Raw genomic sequence first — 22,159 nt, forward strand, 5'->3', positions numbered from 1 at the left:
GTGACGGACACCGACCTCGCAGCAGTGTGGCATGCCGCCACGGACGAGCTCGCCGACGAGATCGTGTCGGCGCAGCAGCGTGCGTACCTGCGGCTGACCAGGTTGCGGGCCATCGTCGAAGACACCGCGCTGCTCTCTGTGCCGGACGCCTTCGCCCGCGACGTGATCGAGACGAAACTGCGGCCGGTGATCACCGAGGCCCTGTCGCGGCAGCTCGGCCGGGCGATCCAGGTCGCGGTGACCGTACGACCACCGGAGGATGCGCCACCGTTGCCGGCGCCGTCGGCGTCCCACTGGTCCAACGGAGCCGCCGCACGACGGGAGATGTCGCTCGACGAGCCGCCGCCCGCGCCGCGGGAGCCGAGCGACGGGCTGTTCGACCTGCCGGGCACGGCGCCCGAGCGAGGTCGTGGCCTGGGCAACGGTCGCGGCCTGGAGACGCCGCGCGGGCTGGACGGGCCGTCCCGGGGGCCGGAGGGTTCGCGGGGCATGGACTCCCGGGGCATGAGCTCCCGGGATGTGGACCGGCGGGACGTGGACCGGCGGGGGCTGGACGGCTCCCGCGGGTATGAAGGCTCCCGGGAATACGAGGGCTCGCGGGGGTACGACGGGCCCCGTGGCCTCGACGGGCCCCGCGGGGTCGACAGCGGTCGCGGTCATGACCGGCCGCGCGGGGAACACTCGGGGTCGGCCTTCGGGGCGGCCCGTGACGAGTTGCTGTCACCGCTGGACGAGGCGCCGCCGCCCCGGCCGCCGTCGCCCGGAACCGGACGGGACGACCGGCGCGGAGCGACGACACCTGCCGGGGACTCTGCTGGGAACCGGCTGAACCCGAAGTACACCTTCGAGACCTTTGTCATCGGCTCCTCGAACCGCTTCGCCCACGCGGCCTCGGTCGCGGTGGCCGAGTCGCCGGCGAAGGCCTACAACCCGTTGTTCATCTACGGCGGGTCCGGGCTGGGCAAGACGCACCTGCTGCACGCCATCGGTCAGTACGCCACGATGCTGGGCAATGCCAGGTTCGTGCGGTACGTGTCGACCGAGGAGTTCACGAACGACTTCATCAACTCGCTGCGGGACGACAAGACGCAGGCGTTCCAGCGCCGGTACCGCGACGTGGACATCCTCCTGATCGACGACATCCAGTTCCTGGAGAGCCGGGAGCGGACGCAGGAGGAGTTCTTCCACACCTTCAACACGCTGCACAACGCCAACAAGCAGATCGTCATCAGCTCGGACCGCTCGCCGCGCCAGCTAGCGACGCTGGAGGACCGGCTGCGGACCCGGTTCGAGTGGGGCCTACTGGCGGACATCCAGCCGCCGGACCTCGAGACGCGCATCGCGATCCTGCAGAAGAAGGCGGCGCAGGAGCGGCTCTTCGCGCCGCCGGACGTGCTGGAGTTCATCGCCTCCCGGATCGCGTCGTCGATCCGGGAGCTCGAGGGTGCGCTGATCCGGGTCACGGCGTTCGCGAACCTGACCCGTTCCCCGGTCGAGCTCGGCCTCGCCGAGGAGGTGCTGCGCGACTTCATCCCCGACGGCTCCGGCCCGGAGATCACGGCCGACCAGATCATGGCGTCGACCGCCGACTACTTCGGGGTCAGCCTGGAGGACCTGCGCGGGCACAGCCGGTCGCGGGTTCTGGTGAACGCCCGCCAGGTGGCGATGTACCTCTGCCGCGAACTGACAGACCTGTCCCTGCCGCGCATCGGCCAGGCGTTCGGCGGCCGTGACCACACGACGGTGATGCACGCCGACCGCAAGATCCGACAGCAGATGGCGGAGCGGCGGTCGTTGTACAACCAGATCGCCGAACTGACGAACCGGATCAAGCAGACGGCGTGACGGCTCCGGGGCCGCTGCTCCCACTGCTACACGACTCGCCGGCGCGATGCGAGCGGCCGGACTTTTGCCTGCCGACCGCGCTCGCCGTGGAGCTTTCATCATCACGGACCGTTGTCAAACCGGACAAGGCCGATAGTTCGGGCGTGAAGCTCGGTGGTGTCGCCGCCGAGGCGTGCCGGCACGGCACGGCCCGGCGCGATCCGGCGCCGTGCCGCTCGATCTCATGATCATGCAAGACCGGGAAGTTAAGTCGTGAGGGTTGCTGTCAAGGGTGTGTGGTTGCGGTGTGGTGGGGTGATAAGGCAACGGGACTCCGGTAGAACAGGCAGTCGATCAAGATCAGCCTGTGGGGGGAGTCCCGTTGTCGGAGGAGTCTGTCATTGCCGGGGTCGGGTCGGTGCCGGTGGGGGTGTTCGCGGCGGGGCATCTGGGTGAGTTGACCCGGGCTGTGCCGGTGGAGTTGGTGGATGCGGTGTTGGCCGAGACGGGGCGGGTGCAGCGGCGGGTGCGGCGGTTGCCGTCGCGGGTGGTGGTGTATTGGCTGTTGGGGTTGGGGTTGTTCGGCTCGTTGTCGTATCGGCGGGTGTGGGGAGCGTTGGTCGGTGGGTTGGGTGTGGTGGCCGGGTTGGGGGTGTGTCCGTCGTCGTCGGGGTTGGCGCAGGCGCGGCGGCGGGTGGGGGTGCCGCCGCTGCGGCGGTTGTTCCAGACTCTGGCCGGGCCGGTGGCGGGTCGCGACACGGTCGGGGCGTGGTGGCGGGGGCTGCGTACGGTGGCGATCGACGGGTCCACGGTGAATGTGCCGGATTCGCCGGCGAATCGGGCGGTGTACGGCAAGCGGATGGCCCGTGCCGGTGAGCCGGGGTATCCGCTGGTGCGGGTGGTGGCGTTGGTGGAGACCGGGACTCGGGCGGTGTTCGGTGCGGTGTTCGGTACCGGCGTGGGCGGTGAGAGTGGTGAGACCAGTTATGCCGTGGGGTTGCTGGGTCTGCTGCGGCCGGGAATGCTGCTGCTGGCCGACCGTGGCTATGACACCAACATGTTCATGACGAAGGTCACCGCCGCTGGGGCGGGGTTGTTGCTGCGGGTCAAGTCCAGTCGCAAGCTGCCGGTGCTGGACCGTCTTGGTGACGGTTCCTACGCCAGTGTGGTGGCTGGGGTGCGGGTTCGGGTGGTCGAGGCGGTCGTCACGCTGTCCTGTGCGGATGGTTCGACCCGTACCGGTGTCTGGCGGCTGGTCACTACCCTCACCGACGAGCGCCGCTATCCGGCCGGGGCGCTGATCGAGCTCTACCACGAGCGGTGGGAGGTCGAGTCGACCTTCCTGGCGATCAAGCACACCCTGCTGGCTGGGCGGGTGCTGCGTTCGACCACTCCGGACGGCGTCGATCAGGAACTCTACGCACTGCTGACCGTCTATCAGGCGCTGCGGCAGACGATGACCTGGGCCACGGACACCACCGGGGCCGACCCGGACCGGGCCAGCTTCACCATCGCCGTGCAGACCGCCCGCGATCTGACCATCCGCGCTGTCGGGGTGATCACTATCGCGGTCGACCTGGTCGGTGCGATCGGTCGTGCTGTGCTGGCTGACCTGCTACCGGCCCGACGCGCCCGGATCAGCCCACGTGTGGTGAAACGGCCGATCTCCCGTTACGCCTACAAGAACCTGAAAACCCCGAAGATCATCCACCGGATCACCGACATCGCCATCGCTATCGGCACATCAACCAGCCCATTGACAACAGCCCCAGCGGCTTAACTTCCCGGTCTTGCATGATCATGGGAAAGATGTGGCTGCCCCGATAGCCAGACCTTTCCCATGATCTTGGAGTCGCCTGGCTCGGAACGCGCCGACCAGGGCTCAGCGGCGACCGCGCTCGACAGACACCATCCGGCGAACCGTGAAGGGTGCCTCATCACTCTGCCCCACCGCAGGAAGACCCGCGCCGGGCACGTCGAGCTGGCACGTAAGTCGGCCCACCACCCGCTCGCGAGGCCCCGGTTCCGCCTCGCCGGGCTTTGGCCGATCATCCCGGTGCCCCGATCCGCCCACGAACGGCGCCGACGTGATCGAAAGTCGACCGACCCGTCGACGGGCTCCCAGCGCGATATCCACAGGCTCAGAGACGGTTCTGCAAGAAACGTGCGTCGTCCACCGGGTTGACCACAGCATGTGGACAACGAATGTTGTCCACCGTGTCCACAGGCCACCTGGCTGCGATGATGGCCATGTGGCCGTAAGTTTTCCACACTCCGTCCCCAGCCGAGTCCACAGGTTGTGCACACCGTTCAGCAGGCAGTTCTCCACACCCCCCCCACAGGCAATCCACAGATTTGCTGTGGATAACTCCGTTTGTGCCAACTTTCGACCCCGTCGGGGGTCCGGGTCACCAACCGACTACAAGTTGCGCACAGTCATCTTCCACAGCCTGTGGATAACTCCTGGGGAAGGTGTGTGGACACCATGTGGATGATTCCAGAGCGTCACCAGATACGACACAGAGCGTGAACACACCTCGGCGCCCTTTATCCCCAGCCGGTGGACGAACCCTGGGGATTACCGGTGGACAACCGGTGGACAACGCCTGTGGACAATCGGTCATCCACAATCCACAAGGATGTACACAGGGGTTTATGCACACCTCATCCACCGGTCCGCACGACGCTGACCAGCGGATACGGGGGTTTTCCACAGAATCCACACCACCGATGACTACGAAGGAAATTTCTTTTAAGAAGAGAAAAAAGCAATCGTCAGCGGGTGGAAAACTTTTGAGGTCCCGATTTGGCGGGGTCGGTGCACGACCACCGCTCGGAAGCCCTAAGGTTCATAGGCGGTCACCGGAGGCCCACGAGCCCCAGGCGCCGCACCACGCTTGAGACGAGACGACGCGGGAGGACCGCGATGAAGTTCCGAGTCGAGCGCGACGCGCTCGCCGATGCCGTTGCCTGGACGGCCAAGAGCCTGCCCAGCCGCCCCTCTGTCCCGGTGCTCGCCGGTGTTCTGCTACGGGTCGCCGACGGACGCCTGCAGGTGTCCGGCTTCGACTACGAGGTTTCCAGCCAGGTGACCGTCGAGGTGCAGGCGGACGCGGACGGCGCCACGCTCGTCTCCGGACGCCTGCTCGCCGAGATCACCAAGGCGCTGCCGGCCAAGCCGGTCGACGTCGCCGCGGTGGGCTCGCACGTCGAGATCACCTGTGGCAGTGCCCGGTTCACGTTGCCGACGATGCCCGTCGAGGACTACCCGACGCTGCCGGAGATGCCCGAGCTCGCCGGCACCGTCGAGGCCGCCGTGTTCGCCGGCGCGGTCTCCCAGGTGGCCATCGCCGCCGGACGTGACGACACGCTGCCGATGCTCACCGGTGTCCGGATCGAGCTTGAGGGCGACAAGCTGACCCTCCTGGCGACCGACCGCTACCGGCTGGCCGTGCGTGAGCTGGAGTGGCGCCCGGACGAGCCCGACTTCAGCCTCGCCGCCCTGGTGCCCGCTCGCACGCTCGACGACACCGCGAAGACCCTCGGGCCGCTCGGCGGTTCGGTGTCGGTCGCGTTGTCCCGTGGCAAGCTCGGCGAGGGCATGATCGGTTTCGCCGGCGGCACGCGACGTACGACGTCGCGACTGCTCGACGGCGACTTCCCGAAGGTGCGGGCACTGCTGCCCGACACCCACAACGCGCAGGCCCGTGTCTCGGTGTCCGCGCTCAACGAGGTGGTTCGCCGTGTCGGCCTGGTCGCCGAGAAGCAGACCCCGATCCGGCTGTCGTTCAGCGCCGACGGTCTCGTCGTCGAGGCGAGCGGCAGTGAGGACGCCCGGGCGAGCGAGGCGATGGACTGCACGTATGAGGGCGAGCCGATGACGATTGCCTTCAACCACCAATATCTGCTCGACGGACTCAAGGCGCTCGACGCGCCGATCGCCGTGCTGTCGTTCACCGATCCGAAGAAGCCTGCGGTCATGTCCCCGGCCAAGGATGATGGAGAAATCGTTCCTGGTTACTGGTACTTGATCATGCCGGTTCGCATCGGCAGCTAAGCAGCGGAATCGGAGGCACCACAATGCAGCTCGGTCTCATCGGCCTGGGCAGGATGGGCTTCAACATGCGCGAGCGGCTGCGGGCCGCCGGGCATGAGGTCATCGGCTACGACCACCACCCAGACGTCACCGATGTCTCGTCGCTCAACGAGCTGGTCGAGAAGCTCGCCGCGCCGCGGGTGGTGTGGATCATGGTCCCGGTGCAGTACACCGAGCCCACCATCGACGAGCTGGCCGGCCTGCTGTCCTCCGGTGACATCGTCATCGACGGTGGCAACTCGCGGTTCAGCAACGACAGGCCGCGCGCCGAGCGGCTCGGTGCGCAGGGCATCGGATACCTCGACGTCGGCGTCTCGGGCGGCGTCTGGGGTCGCACCAACGGCTATGCGCTGATGGTCGGCGGCGAGAAGAAGTATGTCGAACACTGCATGCCGATCTTCGAGGCGTTGAAGCCGGCCGGCGAGTTCGGCTTCGCGCACGCGGGCGGTCCCGGCGCCGGGCACTACGCGAAGATGGTTCACAACGGCATCGAATACGGCATGATGCATGCCTTCGCCGAGGGCTACGAGTTGCTCGAGGCGTCGGAGTTCGTCGAGAACATCCCCGAGGTCATCAAGTCGTGGCGGGCCGGCTCGGTCGTACAGTCCTGGCTCCTTGATCTTCTGGATCGTGCCCTCGACGAGGATCCCAACCTGTCGGGTATCAAGGGCTACGCCGACGACACCGGCGAGGGCCGGTGGACGGTCGAGGAGGCGATCCGTCTCGCGGTGCCGATGAACGTCATCGCCGCGTCGCTCTTCGCCCGGTTCGCGTCGCGCCAGGACGACTCGCCGGCGATGAAGGCCGTGGCCGCGCTGCGCCAGCAGTTCGGCGGCCACGCCGTGAAGAAGGACTAGTCGTCGTTGTACGTCAGGGGTCTTGAGCTCGTCGACTTCCGCAGTTACGAGCGGGTGGTCGTCGAGCTGGACCCGGGCGCGTGCGTGCTCGTCGGGCCCAACGGGGTCGGCAAGACCAACCTCGTCGAGGCGCTGGCCTACATCGCGACCCTCGAGTCGCACCGGGTCGCGACCGACGCGCCGCTGGTGCGGTTCGGCGCCACCCGGGCCGTGGTCCGCTGCGCCGTCGTGCACGACGAGCGGGAGCTGCTGGTCGAGCTCGCGATCGAGCCGGGCAAGGCCAACAAGGCACGGCTCGGCCGCTCACCGGTCACCCGGGCCCGCGACATTCTTGGCGCGCTGAAGCTCGTCCTGTTCGCGCCGGAGGACCTGGCGCTCGTCCGCGGGGATCCTTCGGAGCGGCGCCGGTACCTCGATGAGCTGCTCGTCGCCCGGCAGCCGCGCTTCGCCGGCGTCCGTTCCGACTACGACCGGGTGCTCAAGCAGCGCAACGCGCTCCTGCGCAGCGCCTATCTGGCCCGCAAGACCGGCGGCAGCCGCGGTGGCGACCTGTCGACGCTCGACGTGTGGGACACGCACCTCGCCCGGCACGGCGCCCAGTTGGTCAAGGCGCGGCTCGACCTGGTCGCCGGGCTGGCGTCACATGTCGCCAAGGCGTACGCCGCGGTGAGTGCCAGCCGGTCCGACGCCAGAATCGCCTACAGTGCGTCATGGTCCGATGACACCAGGCCGGATGACATCGAACAGACGATCCTCCAGGCCCTCGACGAGGTGCGCAAGCAGGAGATCGAGCGGGGCGTCACCCTCGTCGGCCCGCACCGTGACGAGCTGGTTCTGACCCTCGGCGAGCTGCCCGCCAAGGGGTACGCCAGCCACGGCGAGTCGTGGTCGTTCGCCCTGGCGCTGCGCCTGGCCGCCTACGACCTGCTGCGTGACGACGGCGTGGAGCCGGTGCTGGCCCTCGACGACGTGTTCGCCGAACTCGACACCGGCCGGCGGGACCGGCTCGCGGAGCTGGTCGGCTCGGCGAGCCAGGTGATCGTGACCTGCGCCGTGGATGATGACGTTCCGAGAATCCTGCGTGGTGCGCGCTACGAGGTTGGTGGAGGCGAGGTGCTCCGTGTCTGAGCCGTCGGGGTCGTCCGGGCCGGACGGGCCGACGGGCCCCGAGTTGGCCCGGGCCGCGGTCGAGGCCGCGCTCGCCAAACATCGGGCCAAGCCGCCGCGCAAGGCCGTCCGTGACCAGCCGGCACGCCGGCGCGGCGGCTACACCGGACCGGGCCCGGATCCACGCGACCCGCAGTTGTTCGGCACGGTGCTGGAGCGGCTCGTCAAGCAGCGCGGCTGGCAGCGCCCGACGGCGGAGGCGAAGGTCTTCGGCGAGTGGGAGCGGGTGGTCGGCGCCGACGTCGCGGCGCACTGCCGGCCGCTCAAGCTGGAGCAGGGTGAGCTGACGATCGAGGCGGAGTCGACAGCCTGGGCGACCCAGCTTCGGATGCTCGCCGGCAAACTGCTGGCCCGGATCGCGGGAGAGGTCGGCCACAATGTGGTCAAGAAGCTGCACATCCAGGGTCCGAGCACCCCGTCGTGGAGTCGTGGCCCGCGCCGGATCCGGGGCCGGGGGCCCCGGGACACGTACGGCTGAGGCGCTAGAAGTCGGCGTAGACGGCGAATCCGCGGTCGGCGCACCGCCGGTAGAACTTGGCGAGGACGTCGAGCTCGGCGATCGAGTAGCTCCACTGCGGAGTGTTGCCCGAGTCGTCACGCAGCGCATCGAGCCTGCTCTGCAGCCACCGCAGTTGCTGCTCCGCCAAGCGGGAGCCCTCCAGGGCCCTGCGCAGCACGGTGCTCACCGTCTCGAAGGTGATCTCTTCGCCATACGGCTGATGGCCGTTGACGAAGCGCTCCAGCCCGCCGGCGATCCACGCGCAGTCGTCCGGACTGATCACCGGGTCCTCGTCCTCGGCCGCGGCGTCAGTGGCGAACAACACCCCGTTGAGCCCGAAAAGCAGATCGACCAGCTCTGTGTAACCGGTCACACGCACGGTGCCGGTCTTTGCGACGTGGTCGGCCAGCGCCGCGGCCGGCCCGGCGTGCAGCGGCAGCTTCTCGGCGAGCCCGGCGAAGTCGACGAACTCGGCCGGCGCCACCGGATCGTAGAACCGGCCGGTGCGCGGCCACTGCACGGCGACGTTGTCGAGTCCCATCGCGCCCCACCCTCACTTTTTCCTGACCCCGTGCGCCCCGCGGCGGGGAACATACGGCACGAACGGCCTCTTGCGCGACCCCCGGACGTTCGAAAACCCAAAACGCGGCCTCGGTACGCGCTGTGCCGCCCGTCATTCCGCATTCTGACCCCTCCTGCGTGGGGGGACCTTCGGGCCGCACCGTTCGGGCCGCTACGGGGACTACAGGCGCCGTCCCGATGCGAAAATGTCGGTCGCACACAGTAAGATTGGGGCGGCTCACACCAAGCCAGCCGATCACATCCCCGCGTGTGCGTCACAGCGGTGGTCGGCCCGCCGGAGGTCGGAGCGCTCCGTAGCACGAGCGCGGACCGCCGGCGTGCCCGCAACCGCCCGACGTGCCCGCACGACTCCGCACGAGACCCGGGGCGCCGTCCGGCGCGGCCGGCCAGTGCGAGAAAGCGACCGAGGGTGGCAGCTAACAAGCCCGAACAGTCCTACGACTCCTCTTCGATCACCGTACTCGAGGGGCTCGAGGCGGTCCGCAAACGTCCAGGTATGTATATCGGCTCGACCGGTGAACGCGGCCTGCACCACCTGGTGTGGGAGGTTGTGGACAACGCCGTCGACGAGGCTCTGGCCGGATACTGCGACACCATCGAGGTCACGCTGCTGGCGGACGGCGGCGTGCGCGTTTTGGACAACGGCCGTGGCATTCCGGTCGACATCCACCCCAAGGAGAAGCGGCCCACCGTCGAGGTCGTGCTGACCGTCCTGCACGCCGGCGGCAAGTTCGACAGCCAGGCCTACGCGGTATCCGGCGGTCTGCACGGCGTCGGCATCTCGGTCGTCAACGCGCTGTCCACACGTATCGACCTGGAGATTTACAAGGACGGCCACGTCTGGCGGCAGACCTACCGCAACTCCAAGCCCGACCCCCTGCACAAGGGCGAGGCCACCGACCGCACGGGCACGAGCGTCACGTTCTGGCCGGATCCGACGATCTTCGAGACCACGACGTACGTGTACGAGACGATCTACCGGCGCATCCAGGAGTACGCCTTCCTCAACCGCGGGCTCACGATCGTGCTGCGCGACGAGCGTCCCGACGTGCCGGAGGAGAAGAAAGAGGTCGTCTTCTGCTACAAGGGCGGCATCGCCGACTTCGTGCGCCACCTCAACGCCACCAAGACCCCGATCCACCGCACGGTGATCGAGTTCGGCTCGGAGGGCGAAGGTATCGCGGTCGAGATCGCCATGCAGTGGAACGAGTCCTACGGTGAGAGCGTCTACACGTTCGCCAACACGATCAACACGCATGAGGGCGGCACCCACGAGGAGGGTTTCCGCAGTGCGTTGACCACGGTCGTGAACAAGTACGGCGCGGACAAGAAGCTGCTCAAGGGCGACGAGAAGCTGACCGGTGAGGACATCCGCGAGGGCCTTGCCGCGATCATCTCGGTCAAGCTGGCCAACCCTCAGTTCGAGGGCCAGACGAAGACCAAGCTCGGCAACACCGAGGCCCGCAGCTTCGTGCAGAAGGCCTGCAACGAGTGGCTGGTCGACTGGTTCGACCGTAACCCGGCCGAGGTGAAGACCGTCATCACCAAGGCTTCGCAGGCCGCCCGGGCCCGGATCGCCGCCTCGCAGGCGCGCAAGCTGGCCCGCCGCAAGTCGCTGCTGGAGTCCGGCTCGATGCCCGGCAAGCTGGCCGACTGCCAGTCCAACGACCCGCGCCTGTGCGAGCTGTTCATCGTCGAGGGCGACTCGGCCGGCGGCTCCGCGAAGCAGGGCCGTGACCCGCGCGTCCAGGCGATCCTGCCGATCCGCGGCAAGATCCTCAACGTGGAAAAGGCGCGCATCGATCGCGTGTTGAAGAACAACGAGGTCCAGGCGCTGATCACGGCGCTGGGCACCGGCATCCACGACGAGTTCGACATCGACAAGCTGCGGTACCACAAGTTGATCCTGATGGCCGACGCCGACGTCGACGGCCAGCACATCCAGACGCTGCTGCTCACGCTGGTCTTCCGCTTCATGCGACCGCTGATCGAGCTGGGTCACGTGTACCTGGCGGCGCCGCCGCTGTACAAGATCAAGTGGAACAAGAAGGGCGACGACGCGCAGTACGCGTACACCGACCGCGAGCGCGACGGGCTGATCGAGCTGCGCCAGCAGACCAAGCCCAACGCGAAGCCGGACGACATCCAGCGGTTCAAGGGTCTCGGCGAGATGAACTACCCCGAGCTCTGGGAGACCACGATGAACCCGGCGACACGGATGCTCCGTCAGGTGACCCTCGACGACGCTGCAACCGCGGACGAGTTGTTCAGCGTCCTCATGGGCGAAGACGTGGAAGCGCGCCGCTCGTTCATCCAAAGGAATGCCAAGGACGTCCGGTTCCTCGACATCTGACCTGCGGATTCTAGAAAAGGGATAAAGCGTGACGGAACCGACTTCCACTCCTGGTACTCCCGAATCGGGTGGTTCTGCGGTCGCCAGCCGGATCGAGCCGGTCGGCATCGAAGTCGAGATGCAGCGCTCGTACCTCGACTACGCCATGAGCGTGATCGTGGGCAGGGCCCTGCCCGACGTGCGTGACGGCCTCAAGCCGGTGCACCGCAAGATCCTCTATGCCATGTTCGACGGCGGGTACCGGCCCGATCGCGGCTACGTGAAGTGCGCCCGCGTCGTCGGCGATGTGATGGGCAACTACCACCCGCACGGCGACGCCTCGATCTACGACGCGCTGGTCCGCATGGCGCAGAACTGGTCGCTGCGATACCCGCTGATCGACGGCAACGGCAACTTCGGCTCCCCCGGCAACGACCCGGCGGCCGCCATGCGGTACACCGAGGCCCGGCTCGACCCGCTCGCCATGGAGATGCTGCGGGACATCGACGAGGACACCGTCGACTTCGTCCCCAACTACGACGGCCGGGCCCAGGAGCCCACGATCCTGCCGTCGCGCATTCCCAACCTGCTCGTCAACGGCAGCACGGGCATCGCGGTCGGCATGGCGACCAACATCCCGCCGCACAACCTGCGGGAGATCGCCGCCGCCGTGCAGTGGTGTCTCGACAACCCCGAAGCGGACGAGGCCGAGACCCTCGACGAGCTGATCAAGATCGTCAAGGGTCCGGACTTCCCGACGAAGGGCCTCATCGTCGGGACCGCCAGTATCATCGACGCGTACCGCACCGGTCGCGGCTCGATCCGGATGCGCGCCGTGGTCGAGGTCGAAGAGGACGCGCGTGGCCGCACGACGCTCGTGGTGACCGAGCTGCCCTACGCGGTCAACCCCGACAACCTCGCCGAGCGCATCGCCGACCTGGTGAAGGAGGGCAAGCTCGCCGGCATCGCCGACATTCGCGAGGAGTCCTCGGGCCGCACCGGCATGCGGCTGGTGATCGTGCTCAAGCGTGACGCGGTCGCCAAGGTCGTGCTGAACAACCTGTACAAGCACACTCAGCTCCAGGAGACGTTCGGCGCGAACATGCTGGCGCTGGTCGACGGCGTGCCCCGCACGCTCAACCTGGCGCAGTTCGTGCGGCAGTACGTCCAGCACCAGATCGAGGTCATCGTCCGCCGGACGCGTTACCGGCTGCGCAAGGCCGAGGAGCGCGCACACATCCTGCGCGGTCTGGTCAAGGCCCTCGACATGCTCGACGAGGTCATCGCCCTCATCCGGCGCTCGCCGAGCGCGGAGGAGTCGAAGATCGGCCTGATGAACCTGCTGGAGATCGACGACATCCAGGCCACCGCGATCCTCGACATGCAGCTACGGCGCCTCGCCGCACTCGAGCGGCGGCGCATCTTCGACGAGCTGGCGAAGATCGAGGTCGAGATCGCGGACTACAAGGACATCCTGGCGACGCCGGCCCGGCAGCGGCAGATCGTCTCCGAGGAACTCGCCGAGATCGTCGCCCGCCGCGGCGATGATCGCCGGACCCAGATCATCCCGTTCGACGGCGAGGTCTCCATGGAGGATCTCATCGCGCGCGAGGACGTTGTGGTGACGATCACCCGGACGGGATACGCGAAGCGCACGAAGGTCGACCTGTACCGCTCCCAGAAGCGCGGCGGCAAAGGTGTGTCGGGTGCGACACTGAGGCAGGACGACATCGTCAGCCACTTTTTCGTCTGCTCGACCCACGACTGGATGCTGTTCTTCACGAATAAAGGGCGGGTCTACCGGGCAAAGGCGTACGAGTTGCCCGAGGCGAGCCGGGCAGCGAAGGGCCAGCATGTCGCCAACCTGCTGGCTTTCCAGCCGGACGAGCACATCGCGCAGGTGATCGAGATCCCGAACTACCAGGTGGCGCCATACCTGGTGCTGGCGACCAAGGATGGCTTGGTCAAGAAGACCAAGCTGGAGGAGTTCGACTCCAACCGGTCGGGTGGCATCATCGGCATCAATCTGCGTGAGGACGACGAACTGGTGGGCGCCGCACTCCTCGGCCCGGAGGACGACCTCCTCCTGGTGAGCAAGGGGGCACAGGCCATCCGGTTCACGGCCAACGACGAGACGCTGCGTCCGATGGGACGGGCGACGTCCGGTGTAATCGGAATGCGGTTCACCGACGGCGATGAGTTGCTCGCCATGGAAGTGGTGCGTGAGGGGATGGATCTGGACGTGTTGGTGGCCACCGACGGTGGTTTTGCCAAGCGGACTCCCATCGAGGAATATCCGGTCCAAGGTCGCGGCGGCAAGGGTGTGCTCACCGCTAAAATCACGTCGCGTCGCGGTGGTCTCGTGGGCGCGGTGGTCATCAGCCCGGATGACGAGCTGTTCGCCATCACCTCCAATGGTGGCGTGATCCGGACTCCGGTGAAGCCTGTACGCCGTACGAGGGATCGGAACACAATGGGGGTCAAGCTCATGGACCTTCCGGAGGGTGTGACCATCGTCGCGATCGCCCGTAACGCCGATGAACCCGACGAACAGGACTAGTTGATGACAGACACACAGGCGAAGTCGGGAACCGTCTCGGCAGCAGCCGACGAGGCCGAGCCGGCCGGAGAGGCTGCCATGACGGGATCTGACTCGGGGGCGCCTGCCGCCAGCGGTGACGCAGGCGCGATCAACGGGAGCGGCGAGACCACCTCGGGTGGCACGCCGAAGTTCACACGAGCACCAGGCATGGCACCGCCGCCCGACTCGCTGACGGTGCCGATCCAGTCGCCGGCGTCGGCCGTGGGTTCGTCCACGGCTCCGCCGATGTCGATCCCGACCGGTGCGAAGCCGACGAGCGGCTCGGCGACAGGCACCGCGAGCGTCTCGGCGATCGCTCGGGCGGCGGTGCGCACACCGGCCGCGGCCACCCAGGCGATCAACGCGCCGGCCGCTCCGGTCACCGGCTCGGCCCGCGTCACCGAGGCCGTGCGCGCGGCCCGTAAGACGGTCAGTTCGGCCGTCGGTCGCGGCCCGCGCCGGGCCCGGCTGCACCTGAAGCGGATCGATCCGTGGTCTGTGATGAAGTTCGCGTTCGCGGTGTCGTTCGTGCTCTTTGTGGTCGTCATCGTGGCGACCTCGGTGCTGTACCTCGCACTCGACGCGATGGACGTCTTCAACAGCGTCAACAAGATGCTGGCCGACATCGTCAGCTCCACCGGTGGTGAGGCGAACAACAGCTTCCGCATCACCGCCAAGGGCGTCATCGGCGGCGCCGCGCTCCTGGGCGTGGTCAACGTCGTGCTCTTCACCGCCCTCGCGACCCTCGGCTCGTTCATCTACAACGTGTGCGCTGACCTGGTCGGCGGCATCGAGCTGACCCTCGCCGAGAAGGACTGACGAGACGGCTGCCCCGGCGCGTTTCCGACGCGCCGGGGTAACCGGTTTGGGGCTGGCGGCACGGGTACGGTAACCTTGCTCGGTCGCAACGGGATGACGTGAAACGTCACCGTTGCAGCGGGGCTATAGCTCAGTCGGTTAGAGCGCAGAGCTGATAACTCTGAGGTCGCTGGTTCGATTCCAGCTAGCCCCACATGTGGAAAAAGGTGCTGCTGGTGGTCGCCGTCGTCGGAGCCGCCGCCTACGTCGCCAAGCGCGTCCGCTCCGCGAGCGAGGAGCGTGCCCTCTGGCACGAGGCGACCACCGCACCCGACCTGCGCTAGTCCTCCGCACCGGTCCTGGACCGGTGCGGGTGCGCCAACCCCGGCGTGCGGGGGCGTAGCTCAACTGGCAGAGCACCGCCTTTGCAAGGCGGGGGTTAGGGGTTCGAGTCCCCTCGCTTCCACCATTCATGGTGTCTAGCCTGCGGTTTCGGTCCGCCATGATCGCCCGGACCAAATCGGGACCAAATCCCGTCATAGCCGGGCTACCGCGCCCGGTAGCGCTGCCCCGATCACGCCGCACTGCCGAACCCCCTTCGGCCACCGGTGCACGTACGCCTCCAGCGTCATCGTGAACATCTTGTGCCGCAGCACCCGCTGTACCTCCTGCGGCTCCACATGCTGCGAGATGAGCGTCGTAGCGAAGAAGTGCCGCCGAGTGTGGAACCCGGCGTGCTCGACGTCCGGCCAGCCAGCCGCCGCCCGCCACTTGGCCCGCACTCCCGCGACCAGATTCTGTCGGTTATTGGATTCCCGTGGCGCGTGGCGAAACAGCAGCCGCACCGTCCGATGCCGAGGCTCACCCGACGTGATGTCGAGCATCTCCAGCTCCACCGGCGGGAACGCCGCGGTGTGCGCCCGCATCTTCTCCGCGACGACCGCGTCCAGGTCGACCGTCCCCGACGAGCCCGACTTCGCCCCGCTCAGATAGAAGCCGCCGTGCGTCCGAGGCGAGTACCGCAGTTGCTGAACAACGTGGAGCTCCTCCTCCGCGAGGTCGAAGCACCGCTCGTCCTCCTCGACGCCGATCGCCTCCGACGGCCGCACCGCTGCCTCCCAGCTTGGCGGGATGACGTCGAGCAGCCGCAGGACCTGATCCTCGGCCGGAATCCACTTCGGTGCCCGAGACACACCGTTCAGCACCTTAGACAGGCGCACGCCGGCGCAGGGGTTGTTCGGCATGACCCTGTCGGCGACCGCCGCCGCGCAGATGGCGTCGAGCAGCTCGAAGTACAGCTTGATCGACGACTTCGCCTTGCCCTCCCCTAGTTGCCGAGCGAGCCACTCCAGCGCCTCGGTCACGTGCCGGAGAGTCGACCTGCGTCTCGGGCGCCAGCCGAGCTCGTGCCTGCACATCGAAAGCTTCAGCGTCCTACTTCTTCGCGAAGACCTTCGCCTCGGCAGCTAGCCGGGAGTGGTCAGATGATAAATCTTCTGCCGCAGCAAGTCGGAATCCAAGGAACAGCCCTTGAATGCTTGCTTGCCTCCCGGGGTGTCGGCTACTCCAACTACGATTGTTCCACCAGCCGAGTTGGCGAAGCAGACTGCCGCCTCGGCCAAGTCGGTCCAAGCGTCCTTGACGTTGGGCTTCGCTTCCTTGAAGTCCAGCACGCTGGTCTCGCGCTTCCGGGCTGCGGTTCCAGCAAGGATCGCTTGAAGATCTTGGATCAAGGCTGGCGGCACCTTTGAGGCCCCTTTGGGAGAAGTGACACAAGGAGTGTTGCCCCAAAGTCTCCTCAAAGGGTCGCCGGTTGCGCGCGCAGCAGTCCGGTTGCGCGCGCAGCAGTAGGGTTCCCGGCTCGCTCGATGCGATCGGCGGGTGCCGGTCGGCTTCGATAGCTGCGCCGAGCTCCGCGGTCACTCCGGCGCCGGTAGCCATCGCCAAGAGTGAGGGCAGGCGCAGGACCACATCGGACTCGCCAAAGATCCCGATCATTCCAGGGAGGGCGGCAGCATCCGGTACGACACCTTGGCCGAACCCTCGGTCGGCGTGATCCGGCGCAGGCTGATGCGCCCGCCGACCCGGCCCTCGTGGACCACGGCCCGGCCGGTGCCGGTCTCGGCCCGCCACGTGCCGATCGGCCGGCGGTCCGCGTGGGCGGCCACGCCGGCGGTGATCACCAAAGGATTCCAAAAGGAAACTCGCAGGGTTTCCGACTGAATGTGATCAAGGAAATGCGGAGTGTGCACGCACCACTCAAATCCGGCGGACGAATGGCCGAACGCGTGACCCGCAACTGGCTTATCTAGGGAATATTGGTAGCCGTGAGAGGACGGCACCGGGCAGCGGACCTGAGAAGCAACGGGTTCGTCGCCCTCGCAGCCGGCATGATCCTGCCCCTCGTCGCGATCGGTGCCGTCTACGGCGGATATCGAGCGATGTCGACGTCGGGCTGCTCGGGAACGGTGCGACTGTCGGTCGCGACGAGCCCGGAGATCGCACCGGCCATCAAGGACGCCGCGGCCCGCTGGCTGAAGACGGAGCCGCGGGTCGACAACGAATGCGTGGCGGTCGACGTGACGCCGGTCGCGTCGGCGGAGGTTGCCGCCGCGATCGCCGGTGAGCACGGCGTCGACATCCCCAGCCTCGGCCAGGCCGACGGCAAGACCCAGGTCCCGCAGGTCTGGATCCCCGACTCCTCGATGTGGTTGCAGCGCATGCGTGCCGCCCGCGAGGATCTCGTGCCACAGGCCACGCCGTCGCTGGCCCGCAGTCCCATCGTCCTCGCCGTGCCCGAGCCGACCGCCAAGTCGCTCGGCTGGCTGGAGAACAAGCTGAGCTGGAAGCAGGTGCTCCAGCAGATCGTCGGGGACACCCGCATCACACCCGGCATCGTGGATCCCAACCGCGACGCGGTCGGCGTGTCGACGCTCGTGGCGATGGCCTCGGTGCGTGACCAGTTCGGTCCGGAGGGTGACTCGCTGACGGTCGGCGCGGTGAAGTCGCTGATGGCCGGCAAGTCGGAGCAGTCGTCCGGGTTGATCGCCAGGTTCCCGCGTGACGCCGACCCGAGGACGTTGTCGACCGCGGTGACCCTGGCCCCGCTGTCGGAGCAGGCGCTGCACGCCTACAACGCCGGTGGTCCGGCGGTACCGCTGATCGCCGTCTACCCGGATCCGGCGCCGATCGCGCTCGACTTCCCGTTCACGGCGATGCCGCGACTGTCGCCGAACCGCGCCGCCGCGGCGGAGCAGCTCCGGTCGGTCCTGACCGGGTCCGAGTTCCGCAACCTGCTGGCGGCGCACCATCTCCGCGCCAACGACGGCTCTGTCGGCGCGGGCATGACCCTCGGGCCGAGCGCCGCGAGCGGCGGAGGGGTCACCCCGGTCCCGGACCCGGCGGTGATCAACAAGGCGTTGCAGATGTGGGTGGAGATCACCCAGCCGTCGCGGATGCTCGCGGTGGTCGACACGTCGTCGGCGATGAAGGCTTCCGTGCCGTCGGCCGGCGGGCTGACAAAAGGACAGGTCGCGGTCCAGGCCGCCCAGGGCGGTCTGGACCTGTTCCCCGACTCGTGGTCCGTCGGGCTGTGGTCGTTCTCCGCGGGCCATCACGAGTTGGTCCCGATCGGTCCGCTGAGCACCCAACGCGACCAGTTGCGCGGCGCGATCGCCGGCCTCAAGCCGGACACCAAGGCCGGCAGCGGGTTGTACGACACGATCTTCGCCGCCTACGAGACGGTCCAACAGGGCTGGGATCCCGGCCGGGGCAACTCCGTCGTCGTCATCACGGGCGGGCGGAACAACAACCCCGGCGGCATCTCGCTCGACTCGCTGGTCAGCTCGCTGCAGAAGGTGGAGAAGCCGAACCAGCCGGTGCAGATCATCATCATCGGCGTCGGCTCCGAGGTGAACCAGGCGGAACTGCAGAAGATCGTCGACGCGACCGGCGGCGCGGTCTTCATCGCACCCGACCCCTCCAAGATCGGTGAGATCTTCATGCGGGCGCTCGCCCTGGATGACGGGCGATAGAACTGCGGCATGAGCAAACTCGAGGCCGTTGCCGCGCTGTCCGCGCCCGAACTTCTCGCACCACCCGTCCTCGCCGCGCTGCGGCAGTGGAATGCCGCCGACCAGGTCCTGGTCGCGCCGATCGACGCGGCACTTGCGGACACGGCCGAGTTCTGTGCGGCCTACGACGTCGGTCTGGAGGAGTCGGCCAACTGCGTCGTGATCTCGGGCAAGCGCGAGGGTGAGGTCCGCTACGCGGCCTGCGTGCTCCTCGCGACCACGCGTGCTGACGTGAACGGCGTCGGCCGCAAGCGGCTCGACGTGCGCAAGGCGAGCTTCGCGCCGATGGAGTCGGCGGTCAGTGAGACCGGCATGGAGTACGGCGGGATCACGCCGATCGGCCTGCCCGGCGGCTGGCCGGTGCTCGTCGACTCGCGGGTGCTCGAGGTGCCGGAGGCGGTCGTCGGCAGCGGGCTGCGCCGCTCGAAGATCGTGCTGCCGGGTACCCTGCTGGCGGAACTGCCGGGTGCGTCAGTGATCGAGGGCCTCGGCCGCGTGCTCTGACACCTGGCGCTTGAGCCGGGTGAGCACGGCGGTGCCGCCCCGAACGCGTAGCGGGCTGATCACCGCGGCGAGCCCCATCCGTTGGTAGATGTCGGCGGGCACGGCGAGCACCTCGTCGACCGTGGCCCCTTCGAGCCCTTCGCTGAGGATGCCGGCGAACGCCCGGGTCGTCGGTGCCTCGGGCGGACAGTCGAAGAACAGGTCGACGGTGCCCTGCGGGGTCACGTCCGCCTTGAGGAAGAAGGGCGTCTGGCACTCCGGCACCTGCTCCATCCCGGTGTGCGCCGCGAGCTCGGGCGGCAGCGGCCGGACCGCGTCGGCATACTCGAGCAGCATCTCCAGCACCACGTCACGGGGTGCTGAGGCGAACTCGTCGATGATCGCGGTGAGCTTGTCCGGCATGTCCACGGATCCAACGCTATCGCGCCGGCCCCAAAGACGCCGTTGATCATGCACTTGTGGTGCCTGACAAACCGGGGCAAACGCGGAGTGTCAAGGCACCACAAGTGCATGATCAACGCGGGAGTTAGGTGTTGGGGGAGGCTTTGCTGATGCCGCCCAGGACGGATTCGGGGTCGATCTCCTCGGCCAGGTCGCCGATCGACACGATGCCCACCAGGCCCTGATTGTCGTCGCAGACCAGCACCCGCCGCACGGCCTGGTCGCGCATCAGCAGCGCCGCCGAGTGGATGGAGTCGTCCGGGTGCACCGTCACCAGGCCCGTCGAAACGATCTCGCCGATCGTCGTCGCGGCCGGGTCGCACCGTTCGGCGACCGCGCGAACCACGATGTCACGGTCGGTCACCACCCCGGTGAGTTCAGGGCCGTCCGCCACCACCACGTCGCCGATGTCCTGCTCACGCATGGTTCGAGCGGCCTCCGCCAGGGTGGTCTCACTTGGCAGGTAGACCACACTGGTGGTCATGACCTCGCGGACCGTCTGCATCGTCATGGTTTGAACCTCCCAAGTGGTGGATGAGGTCGTGTTACCCGGGGTGAAAGGTGCCTAACGATCATGAATTGCGAGTGACTGGTGTGGTGTGCGGCAAAGTCGCTTCCACCGCACCTGGCGCCCTGACAGGATGCGAACCGGGACAAACACACGGGGAGGTACTCCAGGGTGGCGGGGTGGAAGAGTTTCGTAGCGGTCGGTGACAGTTTCACGGAAGGGCTCGACGACCCGCGGCCGGACGGACAGGGGTACCGCGGCTGGGCCGATCTCGTCGCCGGCACGCTCGCGGCCCGGACCGACGACTTCCGGTATGCGAACCTGGCCGTTCGCGGCCGGCTGTTCGACAACATCGTCGCCGAGCAGGTGCCCCTCGCCGTCGCGATGAAGCCCGACCTCGTCAGCTTCGCCGGCGGCGGCAACGACGCGCTGCGCCGCTCGTTCGAGCCCGACGCCCTGGTGGCGCGATTCGACAGGACCATCGAGAAGCTGCGCGGCGCCGGTGCCGACGTGGTGCTGTTCCGCTGGGCGGACCTGACCGGCCGCATGCCCGGCGGCAAGATGCTCCGCCCGCGGGTCGACCTGCTCAACACCGCGATCGAGGAGGTCGGCGCGAAGCACCGCGCCCACGTGGTGAGCCTGTGGGACGACGCGGAGTTCGCCAATCCGCGGCTGTGGAGCATCGACCGGCTGCACCTGTCGCCGGTCGGGCACCGGCGGGTGGCGGCGCACGTGCTCACCGAGCTCGGCATCGAGTGCGACCCGGACTGGCTGGCCGCACCGCCGCCGCCAGAAGAGCTGTCGTGGGTGTCACGCAAGGCCGCCGACGCGAAGTGGGCGACCCAGCACCTCGCGCCCTGGGTGAAACGGCGGCTGACCGGCAAGTCGTCGGGCGACATGGTGACCGCGAAGCGCCCTGAGCTGGCTCCGCTCCGCGACGCCTAGAGGGCGCTAGGGTCGGAATCATGGCTGTTGCAAATGATCCAGCGCCCGAGCTGAGCGCATACGCGCACCCGGAACGGCTGGTCACCACGGCGTGGCTCGCCGAGCATCTCGGCGACCCGGGGCTCGTCGTCGTCGAGTCCGACGAGGACGTGCTGCTCTACGGCACCGGACACATCCCCGGTGCGGTGAAGGTCGACTGGCACACCGAGCTCAACGACCAGACGACCCGCGACTACCTCGACGCCGAGGGCTTCGCCGCGCTCTGCGGCGCCAAGGGCATCGGCCCCGACGACACCGTCGTGTTCTACGGCGACAACTTCAACTGGTGGGCCACCTACGCACTGTGGGTCTTCGCCCTCTTCGGCCACCGCGACCTGCGCATCCTCGACGGCGGCCGGGCGAAGTGGATCGCCGAGGGGCGGCCGATCACCCGCGAGGTGCCGCAGCGTAAGCCGACCGACTACCCGGCCGTGCCACGCGACGACGAGGCGATCAGGGCGTTTCGCGACCAGGTCGCGCAGCACATCAAGGACGGCCGGCCGCTCGTCGACGTGCGCTCCCCGGGTGAATACACGGGCGAACTGCTGCACATGCCCGACTACCCGCAGGAGGGCGCACTGCGCGGCGGCCACATCCCGGGTGCGGTGAACAAGCCCTGGAAGCAGGCGGCCCGTGACGACGGCTCGTTCAGACCGGTCGACGAGCTGCGCAAGATCTACGCCGACGAGCTCGGCCTCGGTGCCGGTGACGACATCATCGCGTACTGCCGCATCGGCGAACGCTCGTCCCACACCTGGTTCGTGCTCACCCACCTGCTCGGCTACGAGCGCGTGCGCAACTACGACGGATCGTGGACGGAGTGGGGCAACCTCGTGCGTGCGCCCGTCGTCAAGGGCGGTAACCCGAAGTAAGGACGGCGTGGGCGGCGGTCGTGCGCGAGCCGCCGCCCACC

20 protein-coding genes and 2 tRNA genes are annotated in these 22,159 nt (G+C 67.9%); 16 read left to right on the top strand and 6 right to left on the bottom strand.

Translation table 11 applies throughout. The features are described 5' to 3' along the window. The 6 genes from dnaA to Drose_RS00030 all read left to right on the top strand — a co-directional run bounded on the left by dnaA (window position 1) and on the right by Drose_RS00030 (window position 8,422). On the top strand, window positions 1–1,845 hold the full coding sequence (gene dnaA / locus Drose_RS00005; protein ID WP_313899983.1) for a chromosomal replication initiator protein DnaA: 1,845 nt from the start codon (window positions 1–3) through the stop codon (window positions 1,843–1,845). 361 nt (window positions 1,846–2,206) lie between these two features. Next, window positions 2,207–3,604 carry an IS4 family transposase gene (locus Drose_RS00010; RefSeq protein ID WP_260722692.1) on the top strand — a complete coding sequence of 466 codons (1,398 nt, stop codon included), beginning with the start codon at window positions 2,207–2,209 and terminating at the stop codon, window positions 3,602–3,604. A 1,146-nt stretch (window positions 3,605–4,750) separates the two neighbouring features. After that, a complete protein-coding gene (gene dnaN, locus Drose_RS00015; protein ID WP_260726131.1) occupies window positions 4,751–5,881 on the top strand; it encodes a DNA polymerase III subunit beta in 1,131 nt (376 codons plus the stop codon). Between the two features lie 23 nt (window positions 5,882–5,904). Further along, a complete protein-coding gene (gene gnd, locus Drose_RS00020; protein ID WP_260726132.1) occupies window positions 5,905–6,777 on the top strand; it encodes a phosphogluconate dehydrogenase (NAD(+)-dependent, decarboxylating) in 873 nt (290 codons plus the stop codon). A 54-nt stretch (window positions 6,778–6,831) separates the two neighbouring features. Beyond that, on the top strand, window positions 6,832–7,905 hold the full coding sequence (recF, locus tag Drose_RS00025) for a DNA replication/repair protein RecF (RefSeq protein ID WP_390891482.1): 1,074 nt from the start codon (window positions 6,832–6,834) through the stop codon (window positions 7,903–7,905). Then, complete coding sequence (locus tag Drose_RS00030; RefSeq protein WP_390891289.1) at window positions 7,835–8,422, top strand: DUF721 domain-containing protein; 588 nt, start codon at window positions 7,835–7,837, stop codon at window positions 8,420–8,422. The genes recF and Drose_RS00030 overlap by 71 nt, the downstream gene beginning before the upstream one ends. A 4-nt stretch (window positions 8,423–8,426) precedes the next feature. Here the strand turns inward: Drose_RS00030 and Drose_RS00035 are convergent, their stop codons facing one another. Further along, on the bottom strand, window positions 8,427–8,984 hold the full coding sequence (locus Drose_RS00035; RefSeq protein ID WP_260726135.1) for a hypothetical protein: 558 nt from the start codon (window positions 8,982–8,984) through the stop codon (window positions 8,427–8,429). Window positions 8,985–9,434: 450 nt separating this feature from the next. Between Drose_RS00035 and gyrB the strand changes: the two genes are divergently transcribed. The 6 genes from gyrB to Drose_RS00065 all read left to right on the top strand — a co-directional run bounded on the left by gyrB (window position 9,435) and on the right by Drose_RS00065 (window position 15,205). After that, on the top strand, window positions 9,435–11,378 hold the full coding sequence (gene gyrB / locus Drose_RS00040; protein WP_260726136.1) for a DNA topoisomerase (ATP-hydrolyzing) subunit B: 1,944 nt from the start codon (window positions 9,435–9,437) through the stop codon (window positions 11,376–11,378). 118 nt (window positions 11,379–11,496) lie between these two features. Further along, the gene (gene gyrA / locus Drose_RS00045) at window positions 11,497–13,917 is read left to right on the top strand and encodes a DNA gyrase subunit A (protein ID WP_260729967.1); all 2,421 of its coding nucleotides are present in this window, start codon (window positions 11,497–11,499) and stop codon (window positions 13,915–13,917) included. Window positions 13,918–13,920: 3 nt separating this feature from the next. Next, on the top strand, window positions 13,921–14,757 hold the full coding sequence (locus Drose_RS00050; RefSeq protein WP_260726137.1) for a DUF3566 domain-containing protein: 837 nt from the start codon (window positions 13,921–13,923) through the stop codon (window positions 14,755–14,757). Between the two features lie 119 nt (window positions 14,758–14,876). Continuing rightward, window positions 14,877–14,950: transfer RNA gene (locus Drose_RS00055), tRNA-Ile, on the top strand. Window position 14,951: 1 nt separating this feature from the next. Next, complete coding sequence (locus tag Drose_RS00060) at window positions 14,952–15,080, top strand: DLW-39 family protein (protein ID WP_260726138.1); 129 nt, start codon at window positions 14,952–14,954, stop codon at window positions 15,078–15,080. Window positions 15,081–15,129: 49 nt separating this feature from the next. After that, window positions 15,130–15,205, top strand: a tRNA-Ala gene (locus Drose_RS00065). 67 nt (window positions 15,206–15,272) lie between these two features. Here the strand turns inward: Drose_RS00065 and Drose_RS00070 are convergent. The 3 genes from Drose_RS00070 to Drose_RS00080 all read right to left on the bottom strand — a co-directional run bounded on the left by Drose_RS00070 (window position 15,273) and on the right by Drose_RS00080 (window position 16,919). Further along, entirely contained in the window at window positions 15,273–16,100 is an 828-nt protein-coding gene (locus tag Drose_RS00070; protein ID WP_260726139.1) for a site-specific integrase, read from the bottom strand. 102 nt (window positions 16,101–16,202) lie between these two features. Next, window positions 16,203–16,469: an ATP-binding protein gene (locus Drose_RS00075; RefSeq protein ID WP_260726140.1), complete on the bottom strand. Its 267-nt coding sequence runs from the start codon at window positions 16,467–16,469 to the stop codon at window positions 16,203–16,205. 261 nt (window positions 16,470–16,730) lie between these two features. Next, entirely contained in the window at window positions 16,731–16,919 is a 189-nt protein-coding gene (locus tag Drose_RS00080) for a hypothetical protein (protein WP_260726141.1), read from the bottom strand. A 144-nt stretch (window positions 16,920–17,063) separates the two neighbouring features. Here Drose_RS00080 and Drose_RS00085 point away from each other — a divergent pair, with 144 nt between their 5' ends. Together Drose_RS00085 and Drose_RS00090 are read left to right on the top strand one after the other, a co-directional pair. Beyond that, window positions 17,064–18,770: a substrate-binding and VWA domain-containing protein gene (locus Drose_RS00085; protein WP_260726142.1), complete on the top strand. Its 1,707-nt coding sequence runs from the start codon at window positions 17,064–17,066 to the stop codon at window positions 18,768–18,770. Window positions 18,771–18,779: 9 nt separating this feature from the next. Then, window positions 18,780–19,313 carry a YbaK/EbsC family protein gene (locus tag Drose_RS00090; RefSeq protein WP_260726143.1) on the top strand — a complete coding sequence of 178 codons (534 nt, stop codon included), beginning with the start codon at window positions 18,780–18,782 and terminating at the stop codon, window positions 19,311–19,313. On the opposite strand, the gene Drose_RS00095 is transcribed toward Drose_RS00090, so the two are convergent. Beyond that, on the bottom strand, window positions 19,281–19,715 hold the full coding sequence (locus Drose_RS00095) for a SufE family protein (RefSeq protein WP_260729968.1): 435 nt from the start codon (window positions 19,713–19,715) through the stop codon (window positions 19,281–19,283). The genes Drose_RS00090 and Drose_RS00095 overlap by 33 nt on opposite strands. Window positions 19,716–19,839: 124 nt before the next feature. Next, a complete protein-coding gene (locus tag Drose_RS00100; protein WP_260726144.1) occupies window positions 19,840–20,265 on the bottom strand; it encodes a CBS domain-containing protein in 426 nt (141 codons plus the stop codon). Between the two features lie 168 nt (window positions 20,266–20,433). On the opposite strand from Drose_RS00100, the gene Drose_RS00105 reads away from it, so the two are divergent. Together Drose_RS00105 and Drose_RS00110 are read left to right on the top strand one after the other, a co-directional pair. Next, entirely contained in the window at window positions 20,434–21,207 is a 774-nt protein-coding gene (locus Drose_RS00105; RefSeq protein ID WP_260726145.1) for an SGNH/GDSL hydrolase family protein, read from the top strand. Between the two features lie 20 nt (window positions 21,208–21,227). Then, a complete protein-coding gene (locus tag Drose_RS00110) occupies window positions 21,228–22,118 on the top strand; it encodes a sulfurtransferase (protein ID WP_260726146.1) in 891 nt (296 codons plus the stop codon). The last annotated feature ends 41 nt before the right edge of the window (window positions 22,119–22,159 follow it).

The organism is Dactylosporangium roseum (assembly GCF_025264685.1).
Taxonomy (GTDB): domain Bacteria; phylum Actinomycetota; class Actinomycetes; order Mycobacteriales; family Micromonosporaceae; genus Dactylosporangium; species Dactylosporangium roseum.